Origin of the sequence: Bradyrhizobium sp. LMTR 3 (assembly GCF_001693485.1) — a bacterium.
Lineage (GTDB): Bacteria > Pseudomonadota > Alphaproteobacteria > Rhizobiales > Xanthobacteraceae > Bradyrhizobium.
The window spans coordinates 271951-294846 of sequence record NZ_MAXC01000051.1 but is presented as its reverse complement, the minus strand read 5'-3'; the positions used below and the strand labels follow the sequence as shown (position 1 = coordinate 294846).

Below are 22896 nucleotides of genomic sequence, written 5' to 3'. Positions count from 1 at the left end.
TCCCGCTGCTGTTCACTCCAACATCCATTCGTTCTGAGCGTCGACCGTGTCGATAGTTGATATCGCAAGATACAACTGAAGATCGAATGCGTGCATGTTGTTGGCGAAGATGTGGCGGCATCCTGACGACGCTGGCGCCCGCAATAAGGCGAGATGCCGGCAGTCGGAACAACCGACGTTGAAGAGCACCGCCGCGCTTCGAAGACCGCAGACATAGAAGATCAGCGCTCTCCGTTCCGCCCGCGATGCTCCAAGCCACAGGAGCACGTCATGGCTTTTTGGGATCCCAACGACCAGGAACAAGACCAGAAGCAGGACCAGGACCAGGACCAGGACCAGAAGCAAGATCAGTTGCAGGCGCAGGCCAATCTCCAGGCTCAATTGCAGGGCCAGGGTCAAGGCCAGGGTCAGGGCCAGGGCCAATTCCAGGTCGCGGTTCAGTCGCTCGAATCCAAGAGCGACAACGAGAACGACAACGACAATGACAACAAGAATGAGAACGAGAACTGGAGCGCCAACGGGAACCTCAACTTCAATGAGAACAAGAACGAGGTCGACAACGAGGTAGATAACGACCTCGACAACAAGGTCGACAATGAGGTTGACAACAAGATCGACAACGACATCGAAAACAAGATCGAAAACACCGTCGAGAGCAAGGTGGATGTCGATGTCGACGTGGATGTCGATGTGGATACGAGCGGCCTGAGCACCCCGGTCATCGATCTCTACAACTTCACCACGCAGGGTTCTATCGTCATGCCCGACGTGGTGAACCAGAAGATGGAAGACGGCAACCAGTTCAACATTGATCAGGTCAACAACCTGGTCGATCAAGACACCAACGCTTCGTCTGCCAACTACAACGGCGGCGGCGGCGGAACATGGGGTCATCCGGGCGCAGGCTTCGAAATGGAGGCGAAGATCGAGGGCGGAACGTCCAGGATCGACTCCGGCGAGATTGGAGCGCGTGCCGACGTCTCTTCGAGCGCCGATGCAGCCATCAACCAGTCGGCCTTCGACCAGAACATCACGCAGGGTGCGAACATCCAGTTCAACAGCATCACCATCCAGGCTGCTGGCACCACATTCAGCGATGACGACGTAGGTTAGTTTTGCGTTCGACCCGCGCGGCGTTAGCCGCGCGGGTCATTTTTTCCCAGTTTTCATTTCAGTCGCCGCAGTTGCCGACAAGAACTGTGGGGTCGCCGCGCGGCCCTAACGGTCGCGGCGACAGGGGAGGCTCCCATGGCGTCAGCTAGTTTCGTCGAAATCATTTCCCATTTCGCTGGATACATGCAGATCTTCGAGGACATCGCTCGCGATCGCATCCAGTACGATGAGACGCCCGGACCCGGCCCCTCCGGCGACTACACGACGCTGCGACCCAACTACCACCATCGCTACGCGCCGGAGGATATGGACAGCGCGGCAAGCCCGGTGCCGGAAGTGATAGCCGACGATCCGATGGATATGATCCGCGGTCGTCCACTCAAGCTGCTCAAAGGCCCGCAGGACCCCGATTTCGATTTCTTTCCGACGCCGCCGAAACCGAACATCGTGCTGCCGCCAGGAGGTGGTGGTGGCGGCGGAGGCGGCAGCGAGTTTAACATCAGGGTGAAGTACGAGGACGGCGGCGCGGAGATTCAGCTTACGGTCCACCAGCACAACTTCATGCGTGACGAGGACTTCAATCTACCGGCGGATTTCCTGGTTGCGGCCGAGCCCTTGATCATGAGCCTCAACAGCGATGCGATGGCCACCATCGAGCAGTTGGTGGCCAATGCCAGCGCCGAGATTCCCACCGACTGGTGGATGCCGCAGAACGATGCCGGCGCGACGGATTTCCTGATCACCCACGACGCCGCCTGGGCAGACCGCGACGGCACGCCGGATGAGCATTCGGTGCCCGCCGGTTACTATGTCAACGGCGAGCTGCAGGAACCGCCAACGGAGCCGAGGCCGCCGATCGAGCTGAAGGAGTTGCCGGACACCGGCGACGGCATCGGCCAATGGGCGTCGATGGGCGGCAACTACAGCATCAACGCGGCGCTGCTGGTCGATATTGGCGAGAGCGCCCGCACCATGGTGGTGTTGGGGGATTACTTCAAGACCGATGCCATGTTCCAGACCAACACGACCGTCGACAACGATGAGGTCAGCGTGTCGGGCGGGGAGGGCACGCCATCGGTGACCAGCGAAGGCAATGTCGCGACCAACATCGCCAATTTCGTCCAGAACCCCAGCATCTATGCCGACCTCCCCTCCTACTGGGCGGGGCCGAACTGGATCGTCGATGTGGTCGACGGCGACTACTACAGCGTCAATACGGTGAGCCAAACCAACTATCTCTCCGACAACGATGTGGCAACGCAGGTCAGCAGCGAAGGCCACTACAATCTCGTCAGCGGCCACAATCAGCTCGGCAATCTGGCTCAGATTTTTGATGGTGAGATTCACTACGACCTGATCATCATCGAGGGCGCCTATCACGGCATGAACGTGATCTTCCAGAACAACATCCTGTTGAACAACGACAATATCGTGATGTCGGCCGACGGCACCGATCCGTCTCAATCGGTGAATTCAGGTCACAACAGCCTGTTGAACGAGGGCGCTATCGAGAATTATGGCGGCGACACCTTCGACGGGCTGACCCCGGGGCTCCAGCAGATCCTGGATCTGCTGGCCTCCGGCGTGACATCGATTGATCCCGAGCTGGGCAGTATCATCGCCGGCAATGGCGGCCCTCTGCGCGTGCTCTACGTCAAGGGAGACTACTACGACATCAATGCGGTTTGGCAGACCAACATCACCTCCGACATCAACGTGCTGTATCAACTGCAGAACGAGCCGTCGCCCGATCTGATGGCGCTTGATCCTGACGCCGACGTAACGCAGTCGGCCAGCACCGGCGGCAATGAACTCGCCAACGATGCTGCGATTGTCGATGTCAATCCCGACGTCATTTACGTCGAGGGCGAAGTCTACACCGATTCCATTCTGGTGCAGGCCAATTTGCTGCCGGTGGACCAGGATGACGCGGTCAATGGCGATACCGATACCCTGGTGACTGAACTTATCGCGTTCGTCGACGACACCCAGGACCAGACAAACGCGAGCCCGGCTGTCGTTACCAATTCGGTGCAAGCAGATCCGATGGCAAGCGTGCTGCATTAGCGGCAAGCAGGATGCTTTGTTTATTGGAAGTAACGGAGTTTCCAAATGTGGGGTTGGGATGATCGTCCAGGCGCAGCCGGGACCTGGCGCTTGAGAGAGTATGACGAAGCAACGCCGCATATGGCAAAGCTAGTTCCGCTTCGTCCATGGTTTGATGAGCCCCCTCCGCATGCCAAGGATCCGCCGGTCGTACTTGCGGACGAGAAGGCGTCTCCGGCCGTAGCCAAGGTCGCGGACCCACCGGCGGTCGAGCCCTCCCTGCGGGAGGAAGCCAAGACCCCGGCACCGGGATCCACCGTCGTGATTGAGCAGCAGACTCCTGCGCCCCCGTTGCAGCGTGGCGGCAACAGGGGCGGTGGCGGCTCCTCCGGCGGGGGTGGCGGCGGAGGCGGTGGCGGCACGCCGCGGCTCCAAAAGCGTTCCGGCGACAATGAATTTCGCGACGTACTCGGCAAGGGCCTTGCGAGTGCCCGCCGCAACCTGGTGACCGTGGGGATATTCTCGATCGCGGTCAACCTGCTGGTGCTGGCGATTCCGATCTACCTGTTCAACATGTCAGATCGCGTGATGACCAGCCGCAGCACGGACACGCTGGTGATGCTGACTATCATCGTGGTCGTCGCGATCGCAGCGCATGTGCTCATGGATATGATGCGCCGCGTCATCCTGATGCGGGTTGCGGTGGAAACCGAGGCCCGATTAGGTGGACCGGTCTTGAGCGCAGCCGCCAAGGCCGCGCAGAGCGGATCCAGCCGCGAATTCCAGACCTTGGCGGACCTCCAGCATTTGCGCGCGTTCATTACCGGCCCGGTATTGCTGACGATGTTTGATGCTCCGGTGTCGCCGGTCTATTTCGCCGTCGTGTTCCTGATCCATCCGCAACTCGGATTCATCGTACTGGGTGCAGGCGTCGCGTTGGTCGTTGTGGCGATGTTGAACCAGCGGGTCACCGCGGTACCGTTCAACCAGGCCAACAACTACGGCGCCCGGGCAAACCTGCAGGCGGAATCGATGGCCCGCAATGCCCAGGTCATCAACGCCATGGGCATGATTCCCGAAGGCGTGCAGGTGTGGGGCCGCGAAACCGTGGAGTCCCTGAAGGCACAGGTGATCGGGCAGGATCTCAACATCGTGATGACGGGCGTGTCGAAATTCCTGCGGCTGTGCACCCAGATCGCGATCCTCGGCTGGGGCGCCTGGCTGTCGCTGGAAAACGAGATCACCAGCGGCATGGTGATCGCCGCCTCGATCGTGGCGAGCCGCGCGCTGGCGCCGCTGGAGGGGACCATCGAAGGCTGGCGCAACTTCGTGCAGGCGCGTTCAGCCTATGTCCGCATCAAATCCCTGCTGCTGAACTCGCCGCTCAACCTGGAGCGGCTCCGGCTGCCGCGTCCGGCAGGGTACCTCAGCGTCGAGCGCATTCTCTACGTGCCGCCGCCGAACAAGAAGGTGATCCTGAACGGAATCAGCTTTCAACTGAAGCCTGGAGAATCCCTTGCCATTGTCGGAGACTCCGGTACCGGCAAAACCATGCTGGCCCGCATGCTGGTCGGATCGATCATTCCAACCGCCGGCAGCGTGAGACTGGACATGATGGATCTGCGTAACTGGGATCCACGCCAGTTCGGCGAGAGTGTCGGCTACCTGCCGCAGGATGTGCAACTGTTCCCTGCATCCATCAAGGCCAACATCGGCCGGATGCGCGAAGACGCCCGCGACGAGGATGTGTTCGACGCGGCAGAAGCCGCCGACGTGCACGAACTGATCTCGAGCTTCGCCCAGGGCTACGAGACCATCGTCGGCATGGACGGCAGTCCGCTGTCGGGTGGCCAGCGGCAGCGCATCGGGCTGGCGCGCGCGTTCTACGGCAACCCGCGCCTGCTCGTGCTCGACGAACCGAACTCGAACCTGGACTCCAATGGCGAGCGGGCGCTCGCCAAGTCGCTGCTGCGCGCCAAGGAAAAGCAGATCACGGTAGTGACGATCACGCAGCGCGCGGCGCTGCTGATGAGCGTCGACAAGATCATGATCCTGCATCAGGGCGCGGTGCAGGCGTTCGGAACCCGCGACGAGATCATTCCCATGATCACCGGCCGCAAGCCGAACAATATCCCCAACGGCGATCCTCCTCCTGCGTTGAATTCATAGGGACGTCAGCCGGTTTGACAGCAACGAGGTTACGCGATGGCCAATAGGAAAATTGCGGACCACTCCGCAGTATCACAAGGCACCTGGTACGATTCGCTGCCGCGATCGACCAAATTCCCAACGGTTGCCGGCGCGCTGATCATGGCCGTGGTGGTGATGGGGTTCGGCGTCTGGGGCAACACGGCGCCGATCGCCGGCGCCGTGGTCGCGTCGGGCGTGTTCGTCGCTACCGGACAGAACAAGATCGTCCAGCATCTCGAGGGCGGCATGATCCGCGAGATTTTCGTGCGCGAAGGCGACACCGTGGAGGCCGGACAAGCGCTGCTCGAACTCGATGACACGGCGGCGCGCGCGGAGTTGCAGCGGCTGTTCCTGCGCCGCATCCGTCTGTCGGCCATGGATGCAAGGCTGCAGGCCGAGATGAGGGAGGAGTCGGATATCACGCTTCCTGCCGAGGTCGTGGCTTGGCTGAACAAGTCGCCCGAAGTGAAGGAAATCGTGGACAGTCAGCAGATGACGTTTGCGGCGCGCCGCAACAACCTGAACAGCGACGTCAAGAGTATTCAGGAGAGCATCAACGCTCTGGAGGAGCGGATCCGGGGGTCGCGGGTGCAACTGGAAGCGGTCAAGCGGCAGATCGTGCTGCTCGACGAGGAGATCGTGACCAAGGATCGTCTGGTGCAGGCCGGACTGGTGCGCAAACCGGAACTGATGGTGCTGCAGCGAACAAAGGCCAATCTTGAAGGCGAGGTCGGCCGCATCATGGGCGACGTCGGCGATGCCAAGGAACGCATCGCGCGCGCGCTCGAGCAGATCAACGGCGTGCGCAAGACCGCGATCAAGACCGCGGTCGAACAGATGCACGAGGTCCGCGGCGAACTGGCCGACGTCCGCGAGCGAATGCTGAGCGCCAAGGGCGTACTCGATCGGGTTCGCGTCACGGCCCCGGTGCGCGGCGTCGTGGTCAAGCTCCGCTATCATACGCGGGGCGGAGTGGTCGAGGCCGGCAAGAACATCATGGAGCTGTTGCCGGTGAAGGACGAACTCATCATCGAGGCGCGATTGCGGCCGCAGGACATCGACAGCGTCAAGCATGGACAGGCCGCGATGGTGCGGCTGACGGCGCTGAACCAGCGCATCACGCCGATGGTCTCCGGCGACGTCGTGTACCTGTCGGCCGATACGCTCGCGGACGAAAAGAAGTCCCAGCAGGTCGGGCCGACCGACATCTATCTCGTCCGCGTCAGGCTCAACAGCGAAGAGAGCCGGAATCTACCGGGCTTCAGTCCGACGCCCGGCATGCCCGCCGAGGTCTACATCAAGACGGCGGAGCGCACGTTCTTCCAGTACCTCATGAGGCCCATCTACGACAGCTTTATGCGCGCATTCCGGGAGCGCTAGGCACACGACAGGAACTCAACACGCACCTTGAAAGGCGTCCGCCGTGCATATCGATATCATCGAAGACCTGCCGTCGCTTGCGAAACTCGAGGAAAACTGGAACGCCGTCTACGACGCGGACGACGAAGCGCAGATATTCCTGTCGTGGAAGTGGCTCAACGGTTGGCTGTCCTGCATCCCGGGACCATGGTTCATCCTGGCGGCGAAGGCCGGTGACGCCGCCGATCTGCCTTACGTGGCGTTCTTTCCCTTGCGGCTGCAGATCAGGATCGAGAAATCCGACGTCGTCAGCGACATGCGGATGGCAGGTAATTTCGCCGCCGACTACACCGGCCTGATTTGCAGGCCCGAGATGGAGAACAAGGTCATTCCCGCCTTTGCCCGCTACGTCAGGCAGATGAACTGGACGCGCCTCAACCTGGACAATCTGCGGATGTCGGAGCGGCGCGTGCGGTTGCTGCTGGCCTGCTTTCCGAAAGCCGGCTATCGCTACACCGAGCTCAACAGGATCAACAAGGTCGACGGTATCGATAACGGTCTGTGCCCGTATGTCACGCTGCCGAAGAGCTGGGATGCCTATCTCGAATCGTTGAGTCCCAATACCAGGCAGAAGATCCGGCGTCTTCTGAAGCAGGTCGACGCGAAGGGTGAGTATCGAGTAACCGTTGCCACGCCCGAGACGTTCGCGCAGGATCTCAAGACCCTGCTGGGATTCTGGGAGACAAAGTGGCGCCCTCGGAAGGGAGATCGAGTCGATAGCCTGGTTCAGTCGAACGGCGTCATGCTGACGCGCAGTTTTGAAACCGGCCAGGTGTACCTGCCGACGTTCTGGCACGGCGACCGGGCCGTCGCGGCGCTGGCCACGCTGGTGGATCCGCGCAAGCGCACCTTCTCGTTCTACATGACCGGACGCGACGAGACGTTCGATGGACCGCCGCCGGGTGTGATGCTGCATGCCTTCAGCATTCGCCACGCGATCGAGCTCGGCTATACCGAGTACGACTTCCTACGCGGAAACGAGCCGTACAAATATTCGTTCGGCTGCGCGGAGCGCAAGATCCTTGGCACGGTTCTGGAGACCAGGAACGGCAAGAATCTCAGCGGCAGGATCGACGTCAGATGCATCCCTGACGTCCTGCAACAGGCGACCGCACTTCACCGGAAGGGGAAGACTGCCGACGCCGAAATGGGCTATCGGCGGATTTTGGACGTGCAGCCGAAACACGCCGACGCATTGCACCGGCTGGGCCAGTTGCTGGCGGCGAAGACCGATTTCACCGCGGCAAAGCGGCTGTTTCGAACCTTGACGACGGTTCGCCCCGATGCGGCCAAGGCATGGCAGTGCCTGGGCCAGGTCTGTGAAAGCCTCGGTCAGTACGAGGAGGCGCTGCGTCAGCATCTCGAGTTCATGCGGCTGCAGCCGGATTCGCCGGACGGGTTCGTCGCGGTTGCCAGATGCATGGCGAAGCTCGGGCGGCTGGCGGAAATCAATGCTGCGCTACTGGCCGCGATAGAACCGGCGAGCGGACCGTCGGTGAGGAAGTGGCGCGATTGGCGCAGCATCCCGGACAGGCGGGCTGCGCGCGAAAACTCCATCTCGGCGTAAGGCAGAATTGTCTGAATTGTCCCGTTGGCAGCACGCGGTGGGGAGGAGGACGGCATGCTCACGATGACAATAAAGGTCGGTCGTTGCCTGACGGCCGCGATGACGTCCGGGACGCCGCCGTTCGTCCATCGCATGGTGCGCCCGTGGATTTCCCGCCATGCATTCGAGACCGAACGTATTTCCTCTCCGGCGCATAGATGAGCCGGCGAAGGCGCCTGGCCAAGGATGCGATTGCCCAAACGGCCACCCGATCACCGGACTTCGTTGCCTGAACGGACACGCGTCAGGATGAGCGCGCTCGGAGCGGCGCGATGCCCAAAGTTCGCCGGCCGGGAAGGGGTGATCATCGGCTCCGGCCGCTATCGCAGCACCGTCCGCATCATGTTCGACGGCTTCAAGTCGCCGATCTCGCTGCACAGCACCTACGTCGAACCGGTGGTTGAGGAAGAAAGTGTCTCCCGACCGGGCCGGAACGCTACGCCCCCAGGATCTTGCCGATAGGAGTAGCCGTCGCTGCCGCGTGTCTGGTGATCCAGCGCGCGGAAGGCGGAGGGACGGCGGCAAGTTCCGCCTGGCTGGAACTGTCGCGCCTGCAGATCGTTGGATTTGGTGTCGGGCGAACATTCGTTCGTGATCCCGAACGGGTTTTCTCATTCTGTTGCCGAGGTGCCGTCTGCTGCAAAGCTCATCCATCCTCATTCCTGGCGAAACCGTCTGGAGAAGGTGCAAGGCAGGGCGGTTGACAATCCTCAATGATGCCGCCGCATATTTCGCCGCTTTGCGGGAGGCGCTGCTGCTCGCAACGCGGCAGGTGTACATCATCGGCTGGGACATCCACAGCCAGACCCGGTTTGTCGGGCCCTCCGGGTACGCAGATGACGGCTATCCGCAAGAGCTCGGTGCGTTTCTGAAAGCGCTGCTAAAGGCGAAGCCCGATCTGCGGATCAACATCCTGATCTGGAATTTCCCTGCCCTCTACGCCGCCGAGCGGGAGTGGAATTCGGCCGCCAAGTTCACCGCGCACGCGTCGGACCGGCTGCGCTTTTGTTTCGACTCCAGCCTTCCCTTGGGCTCAGCGCAGCATCAGAAGATCGTCGTCATTGACGGTGCGCTTGGCTTCGTCGGCGGTCTCGACCTGACGATCCGGCGCTGGGACACCAGCGCGCATGAGACGCATCATCCGCTTCGTACCGATCCCGACGGCAAGCCCTATCCGCCGTTTCACGACGTGCAGTGCATGGTGGATGGCGAAGCTGCGGCCAGCCTGACGGAAGTGGCGGAGAACAGGTGGCGCGCTGCCGGCTGCACGACGGAAAGACCCGCAGCGACCAAGGGCGAGCGCTGGCCTGCCTCGGTTCCGGTGCAGTGCCGGGGAATGACGGTGGGCATCGCCCGGACCGAGATAGCCACCGCGCGCGGTGACGGCGTGAACGAGGTCGCGCGGCTGTTCGAAGCGTCCATCAACGCGGCCGACCGCTTCATCTATATCGAAAACCAGTTCACCAGCGCCACCGACATCGCGCGCCTCCTCGCGCAACGGATGCTGGACGTGCCGCAGCTTCGCGTCCTGATCGTCATGCCGAAGATGCATTCGTCCTGGTTCGAATCGCAGGCCATGCAGAGCGGGCGCGGCGGATTTATCGCCCGGTTCGTATCGGCGGGCGTTATGGACCGGGTCCGCTTTGTCTATCCATCGACGCGGGATGCCGAGCAGGCGGCCGCGGTCATGGTGCACAGCAAGGTGATGATCGTCGACGATCGCATGCTGCGCGTGGGATCGGCCAACCTCAACAATCGCTCGATGGGGGCGGACACCGAATGCGACCTGGTCTTCGAGGCGACCTCCGACGCGCATTGTGAATATCTCGCCTGGCTTCGCCGTCGTCTGATCGGACATTTCTGCGGCGTCGATGAACGCGAAATCGAACGCCACGAAGCCGACCTGTTTGGATTTCTGGACCGCCTGGCGGAGGACGACAGCCCGAAATCGCTGCAGCCGATCGATCCGGCCGCGTCGGTCGGCGGCGTAGCGGTCATGGTGCAGCCCGTCGCCGATCCCAGGGAACCGCTTCACCTCGACCGTGCCGCCAATCGCATGTGGACGGCAAGAACCATTTTGGCCGTATCCGGCCTCGCTGCGGCGCTCGCCGGCCTCGCGCTGGCCTGGCAGTACACATCGCTGCGCGATTTCGCCGATGTCGGCTTCGTCTCCTCGATCATCTCGCAACCCGCGCGGTCGCAATTCGCGCCGCTGTTCGCGATTGCCGCCTTCGTCGTCGGCGGGCTGGTGGTTTTTCCGGTGCTGGTACTGATCGCCGCGACCTCTGCGGCGCTGGGGCCGTGGATGGGTTTCCTGAGCGCGAGCGCCGGCGTGCTGCTCAGCGCGCTCACGCTGTTTTCGATCGGCCGCGTGCTGGGCCAGGCGCGATTGCAGCGGTTGCTCGGGCGCCGGGCCGCCCGGGTTCAGAGCGGCATCATCGGCAAGGGGGTCATGGCGGTCGCCATGATCCGGATGGTGCCGATCGCCCCGTTCTCGATCGTGAACGTGGTGGCGGGCGCCAGCAAATTGAGCCTGCGCGATTTCGTGCTCGGCACCGTGCTCGGCATGGCGCCCGGAATCGCTGTGATGGCCGCGCTCGGCGCGCAGATCGCGGATCTGGCGCGAAACGCCTCCTGGATCAATGCGCTGCTGCTGGCGTTGGCGATTCTCGCCTGGATCGCACTGTGCCTTGGCGTGCAGTTCCTGGTGACCTGGCTGGCGGGACGAAGAACGTGATGGCTACGGTTCGCATCATGACGTGGAACGTCCACGGCATCTTCCACCTCAATCCCGGGTTTGATTTGGATGGCGTCTGTTCCGTCATTCGCCACTGGTCGCCTGATATCGTGGCCCTGCAGGAGGTCGACTCGCGCGGGAGAACCGACGATCCCTTTGCCCTTCTGGCGAAAGCCGTCGGCGACCACAGCGTCGATGCGCGATCGATCGTCACCGAGGACGGCGACTATGGACAGGTGCTGCTGAGCCGCTGGCCGTTCGCCGAGCCCCCGAAAATTTCCGACGTCTCGTATCAGGAGCGGGAGCCCCGCAGGGCCATTGCCGCGCGCATTTTGTCTGATTATGGCGAGGTGAGGGTCATTGCCACGCATCTCGGGCTGAGTATCCATGAAAGGCACGCCCAGGCGCATGCCCTGGCCGAACTGGTGCAGCCGACGCGGACGCTCGTGCTCGGCGATTTCAATGACTGGTTCTGGGTGAAATCGGTGCGGGGCGTGCTGGCGCGGATTTGCCCGGTCCGAACGCGGCTACGGACATTTCCGGCGCGCTTGCCGATGATGCGGCTCGACCGAATCTACGCCTCGCCCGATCTCGTGATCCGTTCGGCCTGGACCGATCGCAAGGCGCGCTCCTATTCGGACCATCTTCCCGTCATCGCGGATGTTGCGTTTCCGGAGTAGAGGTGTGACGTCAGGTGGTCGCTCAATCGGGTTTGGCCGGGTGCTGCGTTCTGGGATGGCGCTCATGCAGCAGCACGGCCAGATCGTGACGCAACTCGGAGCGGTTGCGCATCGCGGTTTCGAACAGCGCCTCCTGAATGTCCCGGGGCATGTCGCCCCAAACCGCAATCGCGGCCTCGCCGAGCAATGATGCAAAGGTCGGTTCGTCGGTCATGTCGATCCTCCCGATTTTCGACGTTTGACCGAAACGAAGGTTCCCCATGGACTGGAATCAATCCGATTTCGTCCGTCGTCGATACCGCGATCACGGGCCCAGCGGCAGCCCGAGCCGGCCGACACCCGGCAGTTTCAGTGCGGGGCGGCGAATGTCGAAGCCGAGAACGCCTCCGAAAAAATTGAATTCGATGCCTTCGATCCATCCGATCGTCAGTCCAAGATAACCTCCGAGCGAAGCAAACACGCCGGTCCGCGACGGCGTGAAGCCAACCCAACTGCCATGATAAGGATAATCCTTGCCGATCGCCGTCGGCGGCAACACCGCTTCTAGTTCCGGAACGGCATCCAGTATCGCCTGGATGAACGTGTTGGAGTTCGGGCCCGGCCAGGCGCTGTAATCTCCATTGGCTCGAAACTTGTAAGTCTCGATGACCGAGCGGATTTTGGGAATCAGCGCTTCCGCTTTCGGACCATCGACGCTGACGACCGTTTCGGGGATCTCGCCAAACCAGCGCCCGTCGGCCTGGAATCCGTCGATCCGGATCGGCTCACCCCAGGCCGTGTAATCGTAGCGGCTGTAACGGCTGGCTCCGCGCTCCTTCACGACGATCCAGGTGTGAACCGCGAATATCCCGCGCCAGCGTACAGTCCTTGCCGCGAACACCCTGATCACGGCATCGGTGTGTTCGGAAGCGTTGGCAAGAAGCCCGGCGCTTGAACGGTCCGCCGTTTGCCAGTTCGCGCGCCTGTCGCCGAGCAGGTATTGCACGGCGGAAACAGCCATGGGAACGAGCATGAGCAGAAGGAAAATGACGAGGTATCTCTTCACGGCGGGAAATCAATGTGAGCGGGCACTTGATGTAGTGGCTTCAACTCTGATTTCCAGTTCAGCCCTCCGCAATTCCGCGATCAAAAACGGAGAACGCCGAGCGCAAAGAGCAGGCCGATGGTTACGGCTGCCGAAAGTAACAGCGAGCCAAGACATCCCAGCCTGTTCGAGAAAAACAGGAACATTACGCTGCTGCGCCTATGATTTAGCCTCTCCGATCGTGTCGGCCATCGTGGCCCCGCGCTGACCTAGCGGCCTGTTTCCGCCCTCCGTGCTATCGGCTGCGGTCTGATGTTCGATCTCCGCATTGAGTTCGGCGCCAAACAACACCACGATCGTCGACATCCACATCCACATCATCAAGCCGATCGCCGCCCCGAGCGAGCCGTAGGTCGCGTCGTAATTTGCGTAATGGGCAAGATAGAACGACAGCAAGGCGGATCCCGCAAGCCATGTCAGCGTTGCAAGCACGCTGCCGACGCTCAGCCAGCGCCATTGCGCGGAGCGGCGGCTTGGTCCGAACCGATAGAGCACCGCAAGGCCAAAAAGCATCGTCAGGACCAGGACGGGCCATCGTCCGAATCGAAACAGCGCATCGGTCACGGAGCCGAGTCCGAAGGTGGACAGAACGATCGGGAGTGCGACCACGGAGCCGATCGCGAGAAGCACCGCAACCAACCCGCCAAAGGTGAGTGCGAGGGAAACCGCGTTGAGCTTGAAGAACCCGCGCTTCTCGTCCTCGTCGTAGACCACATTGAGCGCATCGATGATCGCCTTGATGCCGCCATTGGCGCTCCACACGGCAAGGAGGAAGGAGAACAGAAACGCCAGTCCCAGCCTGACCTCGCCCTGGGCCAGCACCCGGCCGACCTGATCTCTGACGATGCCGAGAGCGCCCTCCGGCAGGATGCCCGCAAGCATCGTCATGTGGTCGTTGATCGTACTTGGATCGGCGAACAGCGCGTAGGATGAGACGAGGGCGGTGATCGCCGGGAAAAGGGCGAGCAGGCCATAGAAGACGACACCTGCGGCGACGGCGAGAAGCCGGTCTTCGCTGACCTGCTGGTAGGTCCTGATCAGGATGTCCTTCCATCCTCTCCAGGGAATTTGCCACGGAGACACCGCGCGGCGGCCGCGGCCCTGATCGCCTGGAGGGGCTGAAGTATCCGGCTCGCCCCGGGCTGGTTCGGACTTCTCGTGCAGGTGACTCAAGTGGCTCATGACGAACCGTCCCGCGTCTCTACGCCTTAATGCGCAGGAAGCGGCGACGTTCCTGGATCAAGTCGCGATGAGCAGGTGGCTATACAGTGCCGGAGAGCGGTGCCGGTTGACGGTGGCGATCTACCGCCCCCAGCGCAATACCACGGGATCGAGCTGGCGGGCGATTTCGATGAGACCGGCGCGCGCCGCCGGGTGAACCCTTTGCAGGGGATGACGAACCGCGTCCGAACCGATCACGCCGCCTTCCTTCATCAGTATCTTGGCGGCCTGCAAGCCGCACTGGCGGTTCTCGTAATTGATCAGCGGCAGCCAGCGCGCGTAGGCTGCCATCGCTTCCTCGCGTCGGCTTGCGAGATACGGATCGATGATCTGCCGGATGCCGTCAGGATAGCCGCCCCCCGTCATGGCGCCGGTCGCCCCGGCGTCGAGATCGGCCATCAGCGTGATCGCTTCCTCGCCGTCCCAGGGACCTTCGATGCTGTCGCCGCCGGCCGCGATCAGATCGCGAAGCTTCGCGGCCGCCATAGGAACCTCGATCTTGAAATAGCGGATATTCGGAATTTCCCGTGCCATGCGCGCCAGCAGGTCGACCGAAAGCGGCGTCCCGGCAACGGGCGCATCCTGGATCATGATGGGAATGTCGATGGCGTCGGAGACGGTGCGATAGAATTCGAAAATGGCCCTTTCCGGCACGCGGAACGTAGCGCCGTGGTACGGCGGCATGATCATCACCATCGCCGCGCCCGCGTCCTGGGCCTGGCGGCTGCGCTCCGCGCAGATGCGCGAGCCGAAATGCGTCGTCGTCACGATTACCGGCACGCGTCCTGCGACATGCTCCAGCACCGCAACCATCACCGTTTCGCGCTCGGCATCGGTGAGGACGAACTGCTCGGAGAAGTTGGCCAGAATGCACAGGCCGTTCGAGCCGGCGTCAATCATGAAATCGATACAGCGCCGCTGCCCCGCGAGATCAAGCTCCCCCTGATCGTCGAAGATGGTCGGAGCGACGGGGAAGACGCCGCGATAGGGCCGTTGTGCAGTCGGGGTCATCTGGGGAGGTTCCGTTTGGAAGGGATCAGTGATTGTATGGTCGTCCAGCTCATTCATCAACATGATAGAAGGCTCGTCACAATCGAGCAGTCAGACAGGGAAAAAGACCGATGGGGGGAGTTCTGGAGGGCATTCGTGTCCTCGATTTCGGGCGTTATATCGCAGGACCGTATTGCGCGACATTGCTGGCGGAGTTCGGTGCGGAAGTCATCCGGGTGGAAAAACGCGACGGCAGCGAGGACCGTTTCGTCGCGCCGGTCGGCGAAGGCGGCGAGGGCGCGTTGTTCCTGCAGGTCAACCGCAACAAGAAATGCATCACGCTCGATCCGATGAAGCCGCAAGGCCAGGAGGTGATGCGCCGGCTGGTTGCGACATCAGACGTCGTCGTCGCCAACCTGCCGCCGCAGACGCTGCGCGCGATGAAGCTCGACTATGAATCGCTGAAGGCGATCAAGCCGGACATCATCCTGACGACCGCGACCGCTTTCGGTGGGCCTGGGCCATGGTCGGACCGCGTCGGCTTCGACGGCGTTGGCCAGGTGATGTCGGGCGCGGTCTACATGACGGGCAAGGGCGATCCGCCATATCGCGCCGCGGTGAACTGGGTCGATTTCGGCACCGCGCTGCATTGCGCCTTCGGCACGCTCGCCGCGCTGATCGAGCGGGCTAAGTCCGGGCGCGGACAGATCGTCGAGGGCGCGCTGCTCGCAACCGCGCTGTCCTTCACCAACGCGACGCTGATCGAGCAGGCGGTGATATCAGCCAATCGCGTGCCCACGGGCAATCTCGGCCAGGCCGCGGCGCCCGCCGACATCTACCGCACCAGGGACGGCTGGGTGCTGTGCCAGGTCACCGGCCATCCGTTGTTCATCCGCTGGGCCAGATTGATGGGCGAGGATCATTGGCTCAGCGATCCCCGCTTTGCCGACGACATCAAGCGCGGCGACCACGGACCGATCATCAGCGAACGGATGGCGCGCTGGTGCGCCGAGCGCACCACACAGCAAGCCGTCGATACGCTCGGTCAGGCGATGATCCCGGCCGGACCGGTCTTGAGCCCGCAACAGGCGCTGGAGCATCCGCATATCCGCGCCACCGGCTTCATGCAGGATGTCGATTATCCCGGCTTGCCGAACCCCGCGCCAGTGGCGCGCGCCGCGGTGCGGCTGTCGGAGTCCCCCGGTGAAATCGTCACGCGCCCGCCGACGCTCGGCGAGCACACCGATCGCGTGCTGGCCGACATCGGCTACGACGCGGACGCGATTACAGCGCTGCGAAGAGACAGGATTATTTGAAACTAACGGGTAGGGTGGGCAAAGGAGCGTGAGCGAAGTGCCCACCATCTATAGTCGAGCTCGCTTCTCGATGGCGGGCACGCTTCCGCTTTGCCCACCCCACAGGCTGAATGAGAGGGCCGGAAGTTGAAAGCAAACCTCGGGCAGTTCATGTCGCGAGATCGCAAACACATATTCCGTTGTCGTCACCCGCGAAGGCGGGTGACCCAGTATCCCAGAGACAGCAGTGGTCGAACGGATAGGCCGCGGCGTACTGGATCCCCGCCTTCGCGGGGATGACAATCGTTGTGGCGTTCCGGTATTGCCCCATCATTGCGAGGAGCGGAACGACGAAGCAATCCATTCCCCTTCCTTGCAAAAGCTTGAAGTTTAAAATATATGCTGAACCCTGGTCCTGGAGGCTTGACCGATGTCCCAATTGTCGCGTTCCTCCCATGCGCTCGTCACCGGCGGCGGGCGGGGCATTGGCCTTGCGATATCGGCGGCGCTGTCGAAAGCCGGTGCAACGGTAACAGTGCTCGGGCGCAATCGCGCGACATTGGATGAAGCGGTTGCGTCCGGCGCAGCGCAGTTTGCAGCCGTCGCTGACGTCGCCGACCAGGCTTCCGTCAAGTCGGCCGTTGCGGAAGCCGCCGCGCGGCAGCCGATCGACATCCTCATTGCCAATGCCGGCGCGGCAGAGTCCGCACCGTTCGGCCGCTCCGATGCGGCGCTGTTCCAGCGGATGATGGACGTCAATTTCATGGGCGTGGTCCACGCCACGCAGGCTGTGCTGCCGGGGATGCTGGAGCGCCGCCGCGGCCGGATCGTCGCCGTCGCATCGACCGCCGGCCTCAAGGGCTACGCTTATGTCAGCGCCTACAGCGCGGCGAAGCATGCCGTCATCGGTCTCGTCCGTTCGCTGGCGCTGGAAACCGCAAAGAGCGGTGTCACGGTCAACGCTGTCTGTCCCGGCTTCACCGAGACCGACCTGCTCGAAGGCTCGATCGACAACATCATCAAGAAGACCGGCCGCAGCCGCGAGCAGGCGATCGCGGAGTTGTCAAAGCACAATCCGCAGGGACGTCTCGTGGCGCCGTCGGAAGTAGCTGATACCGTGCTCTGGCTCTGCGGCGAGGGCGCCGGCGCCATCACCGGACAGGCCATCGCGGTTGCCGGTGGCGAGGTCTGAGCGGTCAACGACAATGCAATTCAGGGAGATCCCATGAGCAAGCCTGCCAATCCCGTCACGCTGCCGCTGGCCGACTATTCGCCGAAACATTTTGTGCTGGCGGTCGTGGATCGCGTCGCCACGGTGACGCTCAATCGTCCTGAGCGAAAGAATCCGCTGACCTTCGAAAGCTATCGCGAACTCACGGACTTTTTCCGCGCCTGCGCGATGGACGATGAGGTCAAGACCGTCGTCGTGACCGGTGCCGGCGGCAATTTCTCGTCCGGCGGCGACGTGTTCGAGATCATCGGTCCCTTGATTCAAATGGACACCAAGGGGCTCACCGCCTTTACCCGCATGACCGGCGACCTGGTGAAAGCGATGCGCGCGTGTCCGCAACCGATCGTGGCCGCCGTCGAAGGCATCTGCGCCGGGGCCGGCGCGATCGTCGCCATGGCGTCGGATCTGCGCCTTGCCGCGACGGGCGCCAAGGTTGCGTTCCTGTTCAACAAGGTCGGGCTCGCCGGCTGCGACATGGGCGCCTGCGCGATCCTGCCGCGCATCATCGGGCAATCGCGGGCGTCGGAATTGCTCTACACTGGCCGCTTCATGACCGCGGAGGAGGGCGAGAAATGGGGCTTCTTCTCCAGGATCGTCACCCCGGAACAAGTGCTGCCGCAGGCGCAATTATTGGCCAAGCAGATTGCGGAAGGACCCACCTTCGCCAACACCATGACCAAGCGTATGCTGGCGATGGAATGGGCGATGTCGGTGGAGGAGGCGATCGAGGCCGAGGCGGTGGCGCAGGCGCTCTGCATGACCACGGAAGATTTCGCGAGGGCGTTCGAGGCGTTCTCGAACAAGCGGACGCCAGTGTTTCAGGGGAATTGAGGCCCATTTATCCCCTCATGGTGAGGAGGCGCGTTAGCGCTGTCTCGAACCATGCAGGCCCGTGGCCCATCCTTCGAGACGCGGCCAAGAGGCCGCTCCTCAGGATGAGGACGGAGGGTGTGGCAAGAGGCTTGCCGAAAAATTATTTTAGGCTTAAAGTAATTCGGAACTAGCCCGACAGCCTGTTTCGGAGGCGGTAGATGAAGATCGCGATCATCGGCGGCGGACCGGCCGGTCTCTATGCCGCGATCCTCTTGAAGAAGCAGCGGCCGCAGGCCGAGATCACCGTCTATGAGCGCAACCGCGCCGACGACACGTTCGGCTTCGGCGTCGTGTTCTCCGACGCCACGCTGGATAATTTCGAAAGATACGATCCGCCGAGCTATCGCCGCATCACCCAGGAATTCGCCTATTGGGACGACATCGCCGTGCATTTCCGCGGCACCGTCCACCGCGTCGGCGGCAACGGCTTTTGCGGCTGCTCGCGCCGCACGCTGCTGTTGATCCTGCAGGAGCGTGCCCGCGAACTCGGGGTCACATTGCTGTTCGAAACCGATATCGACGACGAAGCCCGTTTCGCCGACACCGATCTCATCGTGCTCGCCGACGGCATCAACAGCCGCTTCCGCGACAAGCACATCGAGCATTTCCAGCCGCAGATCGACTTGCGTTCCAACAAATTCGCCTGGATGGGCTCGACCCGGCCGCTCGACGCCTTCACCTTCATCTTCCAGGAGACAGAGTGGGGGCCGTTCATCGCGCATGCCTATCAATACGAGGCGGGGCGCTCGACGTGGATCTTCGAGACCGACGCCGAAACCTTCCACCGCGCCGGCCTCGAAGGCCTCAGCGAACGTGAGTCCGCCGATCGCATGGCCGAAATCTTCGGCTGGTTCCTCGACGGCCATCCGCTGCTGATCAACCGCTCGATGTGGCGCAATTTTCCGATGATCCGAAGCCAGCGCTGGATCAAGGACAACATGGTGCTGCTCGGCGACGCCAAGGCGACCGCGCATTTCTCGATCGGCTCCGGCACCAAGCTCGCGATGGAAGACGCGATTGCGCTCGCCGACGCCATGGCGCAGGCGCCGACCGTCGACGCCGCGTTGCAGACCTACGAGCAGGGGCGGCGCGAGGAGGTCGAGAAGACCCAGCACGCCGCCGACGTGTCGCTGGTCTGGTTCGAGCACGTCGACCGCTTCTGGGATTTCGATCCCGTGCAGTTCGCGTTCGGCGTCATGACCCGCGCCAAGGCGATCACCTACGATAACCTCACGCTGCGCGCGCCGGAGTTCGTCCGCGAGGTCGACAAGGTGTTTGCGAAGCAGGTACGCGCCAAAGGCTTTGACGTCGATATCGACGAGCCGGTGGCGCCGATGTTCCAGCCGCTCAGGCTGCGCGAGATGGAAGTCGCGAACCGCGCGGTGGTGTCGCCGATGTGCATGTATTCGGCGAAAGACGGCGTGCCCGGCGATTTCCATCTGGTGCATTACGGCTCGCGCGCGATCGGCGGCGCGGGATTGATCTTCACCGAGATGACCTGCGTCGGCCGCGACGCCCGCATCACACCGGGCTGCACCGGTCTGTGGACCGACGAGCAGCAGGCCGCCTGGACGCGCATCGTCGATTTCGTCCACGCCAATTCGGCGGCAAAGATTTGCCTGCAGCTCGGTCACGCCGGCCGCAAGGGCGCAACCAAATTGATGTGGGAGGGCATGGATCGGCCGCTGGAGCAGGGCGGCTGGGACACGATCTCGGCGTCTCCGTTGCCCTACTTCCCCGACAGCCAGGTGCCGCGCGAAATGGATCGCGCCGCGATGGACGGCGTTAGGGAAGAATTCGTGGCGGCCACCTTGCGCGGCGTGGCCTGCGGCTTCGACATGCTGGAACTGCACTGCGCCCATGGCTATCTGCTGGCGAGTTTCATTTCGCCGCTGACCAACCAGCGGACCGACGAGTATGGCGGCACGCTCGCCAACCGGCTGCGCTATCCGCTGGAGGTGTTCGAGGCGATGCGCGCGGCGTGGCCGGTGCACAAGCCAATGTCGGTTCGCATCTCGGCGACCGACTGGGCGGCGGGCGGCATCACCGGCGATGACGCGGTCGCGATCGCGCGCGCGTTCGCCGAAGCCGGCGTCGATCTTGTCGATGTCTCCACGGGCCAGACTGTGCGCGACGCGCAGCCGATCTATGGCCGGATGTTCCAGACGCCGTTCTCCGATCAGGTCCGGAACGAGGCCCGCGTTGCGACCATGTGCGTCGGGAACATCACCACCGCAGACCAGGTCAACACGATACTGGCCGCCGGTCGTGCCGATCTCGTCGCGCTCGCCCGGCCGCATCTGGTTGATCCGTCCTTCACGATGCGGGCTGCGGCCTGGTATGGCGCCGACATTGCCTGTCCGCCGCAATATCTCCCCGGCAAGGAACAAATTTTCCGCAACAGCGTACGCGACCGGCAGGATTTCGAGGAGCTCAAGGTTAAGGCTAAACCGAAAACCCGCGCCGAGCTGAAGGCCGAGGCGACAAAGCCGCTTGCAGCCGAATAAGCCGAATGGCAGGCTCTATCGCTCCCTCGCCCCGCGCCAGCGGGCAGAGGTCGAAGAATATAGAGTGGAGTTACGCGCATGAAAGCGATCATCGTCGGAGGCGGCATCGGAGGCCTTACCACCGCGCTGATGATGCGCGCCCGCGGCATCGATTGCGAAGTGTTCGAGCAGTCCGACACCATCCGCGAGCTCGGCGTCGGCATCAACACGCTGCCGCATGCGATCAGAGAACTGACCGCCCTCGGCCTGCTGGACCGGCTCGATGCTGCCGCTGTTCGTACCGATCAACTGTACTATCTCAGCCGCCACGGCCAGGAAGTCTGGCGCGAGCCGCGCGGCCTCGATGCCGGACACGACGTGCCGCAATTCTCGGTGCACCGCGGCCGCCTGCAAAGCGTGATCCATCGTGCCGTCGAGGAACGGCTCGGGGCCGAGGCGATCCACACGGGTTGCCGTCTCGGTGCGTTTGCCCAGCACGAGGGCGGCGTGGTCGCTCACTTCTTCGACCGCACCGGCGCCCATGTCAAAACCGCGCGCGGCGATATCCTTGTTGGCGCCGACGGCATTCATTCGCGCGTGCGCGAGATGCTGTTTCCGGACGAGGGACCGCCGTGCTGGAACGGACATATGCTATGGCGCGGCGCGCGGGACTGGCCGGCATTCCTGACCGGCCGCTCGATGATCGTAGCCGGTGGACTGAATGCCAAGGTCGTGGTGTATCCGATTGCGGAGGGCTCGAGTCCATCGAGCCGGCTGACCAATTGGGCGGTAATGGTGAAGATCGGTGACGGTAACGCGCCGCCGCCGCGCCGCGAGGACTGGTCGCGGCCCGGTAAGCGCGAGGAACTGATGCCGCATGTCGAGCGCTTCAAGGTGCCGTATCTCGACGTGCGCAGCCTGATCTCGGCGACGCCGGAATTCTACGAATATCCGTGCTGCGACCGCGATCCGCTGCCGTACTGGACCTGGGGACGCGTCACGCTGCTCGGCGACGCCGCGCACCCGATGTATCCAGTCGGATCGAATGGCGCCTCGCAGGCGATCCTCGATGCCCGCGCGCTGGCAGATGAGCTGGCGCGCGCCGAGCATCCGCGCCAGGCGCTGGTCGCCTATGAGAAGAAACGCCTGCCGATGACGGCGGAGATCGTGCGCGCGAACCGCCGCGGCGGCCCCGAAGGCGTGATCGACGCCGTCGAGCAACTGGCGCCGGACGGATTTACCGATATCGAAAAGGTGCTGAGCCACGCCCAGCGCGAGGCGATCGTGCGCGGCTACGCGTCCAAGGCCGGCTTCGCCCCGCCGCAGGTCGGGCTCGCGGCGGTGCGGGCGTAGGCGAGGTCCCGTAGCCCGGGTGAGCGCAGCGATACCCGGGGTACTGCCGACGCCGGCCGAATCCCGGATGTCGCTTCGCTCATCCGGGCTACGAAGCTAACGAATAATCTCACGCCCCCGGAGGCGGCGGCAGGAAGTGGATGTTGTGCTCGGCCGCCAGCGCCACCACCGCGTCCGGCTTCTGCTCCTTCATGTTGTGGATCGCCCAGAACAGGTCGTAGAGCCGCTGCGTCGGCGAGACCCAGAACAGCGTCTTCGCGGTCCGTCCCGATTTGTTGAAGATGCCGTGCGGCTTGCCCATCGGTAGGCGAACCAGATCGCCGGGTGTGGCCTGCGTATCGGCGCCGTCGAGGAAGAAGTCAAGCTGCCCTTCCAGGATGTAGAGATACTCGTCCTGATCGGGATGGATGTGCGGCGGCACAAAAGTGTCGGGCGGCAACGTCGCATGCCAGGAGAAGGAATGCTCGGTGACGCTCTTCGGCACATAGGTCTGGCCGAGAATGCTCCAGGAAATTCCCTGGATTCCCTCGTTGGCGCGGGTAATGCCGGCGATTTCAGTCTTCATGGTATCG

Annotated in this window: 18 protein-coding genes; 13 read left to right on the top strand and 5 right to left on the bottom strand. The window is 62.9% G+C overall.

Translation table 11 applies throughout. The features are described 5' to 3' along the window. Nucleotides 1–270: 270 nt before the first annotated feature. The 8 genes from LMTR3_RS31695 to LMTR3_RS31660 all read left to right on the top strand — a co-directional run bounded on the left by LMTR3_RS31695 (nucleotide 271) and on the right by LMTR3_RS31660 (nucleotide 11791). The gene (locus tag LMTR3_RS31695; protein ID WP_065748875.1) at nucleotides 271–1113 is read left to right on the top strand and encodes a hypothetical protein; all 843 of its coding nucleotides are present in this window, start codon (nucleotides 271–273) and stop codon (nucleotides 1111–1113) included. Between the two features lie 135 nt (nucleotides 1114–1248). Beyond that, the gene (locus tag LMTR3_RS31690) at nucleotides 1249–3180 is read left to right on the top strand and encodes a hypothetical protein (RefSeq protein WP_065748874.1); all 1932 of its coding nucleotides are present in this window, start codon (nucleotides 1249–1251) and stop codon (nucleotides 3178–3180) included. A gap of 120 nt (nucleotides 3181–3300) precedes the next feature. Then, on the top strand, nucleotides 3301–5328 hold the full coding sequence (locus LMTR3_RS31685; RefSeq protein ID WP_245320064.1) for a type I secretion system permease/ATPase: 2028 nt from the start codon (nucleotides 3301–3303) through the stop codon (nucleotides 5326–5328). Nucleotides 5329–5364: 36 nt separating this feature from the next. Then, a complete protein-coding gene (locus LMTR3_RS31680; RefSeq protein ID WP_065748872.1) occupies nucleotides 5365–6729 on the top strand; it encodes an HlyD family type I secretion periplasmic adaptor subunit in 1365 nt (454 codons plus the stop codon). A gap of 43 nt (nucleotides 6730–6772) precedes the next feature. Further along, nucleotides 6773–8335, top strand: a complete 1563-nt coding sequence (locus tag LMTR3_RS31675; RefSeq protein ID WP_065748871.1) for a GNAT family N-acetyltransferase — start codon at nucleotides 6773–6775, stop codon at nucleotides 8333–8335. A gap of 54 nt (nucleotides 8336–8389) precedes the next feature. Continuing rightward, nucleotides 8390–8536: a hypothetical protein gene (locus LMTR3_RS38765; protein WP_176722036.1), complete on the top strand. Its 147-nt coding sequence runs from the start codon at nucleotides 8390–8392 to the stop codon at nucleotides 8534–8536. A 538-nt stretch (nucleotides 8537–9074) separates the two neighbouring features. Further along, a complete protein-coding gene (locus tag LMTR3_RS31665) occupies nucleotides 9075–11111 on the top strand; it encodes a VTT domain-containing protein (protein ID WP_084029923.1) in 2037 nt (678 codons plus the stop codon). Further along, complete coding sequence (locus tag LMTR3_RS31660) at nucleotides 11111–11791, top strand: endonuclease/exonuclease/phosphatase family protein (protein WP_065748869.1); 681 nt, start codon at nucleotides 11111–11113, stop codon at nucleotides 11789–11791. The genes LMTR3_RS31665 and LMTR3_RS31660 overlap by 1 nt, the downstream gene beginning before the upstream one ends. Nucleotides 11792–11813: 22 nt before the next feature. Here the strand turns inward: LMTR3_RS31660 and LMTR3_RS31655 are convergent, their stop codons facing one another. The 4 genes from LMTR3_RS31655 to LMTR3_RS31640 form a co-directional block, all read right to left on the bottom strand. Continuing rightward, nucleotides 11814–12005 carry a hypothetical protein gene (locus LMTR3_RS31655; protein WP_065749004.1) on the bottom strand — a complete coding sequence of 64 codons (192 nt, stop codon included), beginning with the start codon at nucleotides 12003–12005 and terminating at the stop codon, nucleotides 11814–11816. 90 nt (nucleotides 12006–12095) lie between these two features. Beyond that, on the bottom strand, nucleotides 12096–12791 hold the full coding sequence (locus LMTR3_RS31650; protein WP_245320063.1) for a DUF3750 domain-containing protein: 696 nt from the start codon (nucleotides 12789–12791) through the stop codon (nucleotides 12096–12098). 243 nt (nucleotides 12792–13034) lie between these two features. Beyond that, nucleotides 13035–14057, bottom strand: coding sequence for a YihY/virulence factor BrkB family protein (locus LMTR3_RS31645; protein ID WP_084029922.1), 1023 nt, complete (start codon nucleotides 14055–14057; stop codon nucleotides 13035–13037). Between the two features lie 120 nt (nucleotides 14058–14177). Next, the gene (locus LMTR3_RS31640; protein ID WP_065748868.1) at nucleotides 14178–15107 is read right to left on the bottom strand and encodes a dihydrodipicolinate synthase family protein; all 930 of its coding nucleotides are present in this window, start codon (nucleotides 15105–15107) and stop codon (nucleotides 14178–14180) included. A 110-nt stretch (nucleotides 15108–15217) separates the two neighbouring features. Between LMTR3_RS31640 and LMTR3_RS31635 the strand changes: the two genes are divergently transcribed. The 5 genes from LMTR3_RS31635 to LMTR3_RS31610 all read left to right on the top strand — a co-directional run bounded on the left by LMTR3_RS31635 (nucleotide 15218) and on the right by LMTR3_RS31610 (nucleotide 22324). Then, nucleotides 15218–16402, top strand: coding sequence for a CaiB/BaiF CoA transferase family protein (locus LMTR3_RS31635; RefSeq protein ID WP_065748867.1), 1185 nt, complete (start codon nucleotides 15218–15220; stop codon nucleotides 16400–16402). Nucleotides 16403–16811: 409 nt separating this feature from the next. Then, a complete protein-coding gene (locus LMTR3_RS31625; RefSeq protein WP_065748865.1) occupies nucleotides 16812–17573 on the top strand; it encodes an SDR family NAD(P)-dependent oxidoreductase in 762 nt (253 codons plus the stop codon). Between the two features lie 33 nt (nucleotides 17574–17606). Continuing rightward, on the top strand, nucleotides 17607–18443 hold the full coding sequence (locus LMTR3_RS31620) for an enoyl-CoA hydratase family protein (protein WP_065748864.1): 837 nt from the start codon (nucleotides 17607–17609) through the stop codon (nucleotides 18441–18443). Nucleotides 18444–18643: 200 nt separating this feature from the next. Further along, a complete protein-coding gene (locus LMTR3_RS31615) occupies nucleotides 18644–20992 on the top strand; it encodes a bifunctional salicylyl-CoA 5-hydroxylase/oxidoreductase (protein ID WP_065748863.1) in 2349 nt (782 codons plus the stop codon). 78 nt (nucleotides 20993–21070) lie between these two features. Then, nucleotides 21071–22324 carry a flavin-dependent oxidoreductase gene (locus tag LMTR3_RS31610; RefSeq protein WP_065748862.1) on the top strand — a complete coding sequence of 418 codons (1254 nt, stop codon included), beginning with the start codon at nucleotides 21071–21073 and terminating at the stop codon, nucleotides 22322–22324. 109 nt (nucleotides 22325–22433) lie between these two features. Here the strand turns inward: LMTR3_RS31610 and LMTR3_RS31605 are convergent, their stop codons facing one another. Beyond that, nucleotides 22434–22889 carry a cupin domain-containing protein gene (locus tag LMTR3_RS31605; RefSeq protein ID WP_065748861.1) on the bottom strand — a complete coding sequence of 152 codons (456 nt, stop codon included), beginning with the start codon at nucleotides 22887–22889 and terminating at the stop codon, nucleotides 22434–22436. Nucleotides 22890–22896: the final 7 nt, after the last annotated feature.

Coding starts and splice junctions, on each gene's coding strand:
- LMTR3_RS31660 (WP_065748869.1), top strand. CDS start 11,111: ATGGCTACGGTTCGCATCATGACGTGGAACGTCCACGGCATCTTCCAC.
- LMTR3_RS31625 (WP_065748865.1), top strand. CDS start 16,812: ATGTCCCAATTGTCGCGTTCCTCCCATGCGCTCGTCACCGGCGGCGGG.
- LMTR3_RS31640 (WP_065748868.1), bottom strand. CDS start 15,107: ATGACCCCGACTGCACAACGGCCCTATCGCGGCGTCTTCCCCGTCGCT.
- LMTR3_RS31680 (WP_065748872.1), top strand. CDS start 5,365: ATGGCCAATAGGAAAATTGCGGACCACTCCGCAGTATCACAAGGCACC.
- LMTR3_RS31605 (WP_065748861.1), bottom strand. CDS start 22,889: ATGAAGACTGAAATCGCCGGCATTACCCGCGCCAACGAGGGAATCCAG.
- LMTR3_RS31620 (WP_065748864.1), top strand. CDS start 17,607: ATGAGCAAGCCTGCCAATCCCGTCACGCTGCCGCTGGCCGACTATTCG.
- LMTR3_RS31650 (WP_245320063.1), bottom strand. CDS start 12,791: ATGGCTGTTTCCGCCGTGCAATACCTGCTCGGCGACAGGCGCGCGAAC.
- LMTR3_RS31610 (WP_065748862.1), top strand. CDS start 21,071: ATGAAAGCGATCATCGTCGGAGGCGGCATCGGAGGCCTTACCACCGCG.
- LMTR3_RS31615 (WP_065748863.1), top strand. CDS start 18,644: ATGAAGATCGCGATCATCGGCGGCGGACCGGCCGGTCTCTATGCCGCG.
- LMTR3_RS31645 (WP_084029922.1), bottom strand. CDS start 14,057: ATGAGCCACTTGAGTCACCTGCACGAGAAGTCCGAACCAGCCCGGGGC.
- LMTR3_RS31655 (WP_065749004.1), bottom strand. CDS start 12,005: ATGACCGACGAACCGACCTTTGCATCATTGCTCGGCGAGGCCGCGATT.
- LMTR3_RS31695 (WP_065748875.1), top strand. CDS start 271: ATGGCTTTTTGGGATCCCAACGACCAGGAACAAGACCAGAAGCAGGAC.
- LMTR3_RS31635 (WP_065748867.1), top strand. CDS start 15,218: ATGGGGGGAGTTCTGGAGGGCATTCGTGTCCTCGATTTCGGGCGTTAT.
- LMTR3_RS31685 (WP_245320064.1), top strand. CDS start 3,301: ATGGCAAAGCTAGTTCCGCTTCGTCCATGGTTTGATGAGCCCCCTCCG.
- LMTR3_RS31690 (WP_065748874.1), top strand. CDS start 1,249: ATGGCGTCAGCTAGTTTCGTCGAAATCATTTCCCATTTCGCTGGATAC.
- LMTR3_RS38765 (WP_176722036.1), top strand. CDS start 8,390: ATGCTCACGATGACAATAAAGGTCGGTCGTTGCCTGACGGCCGCGATG.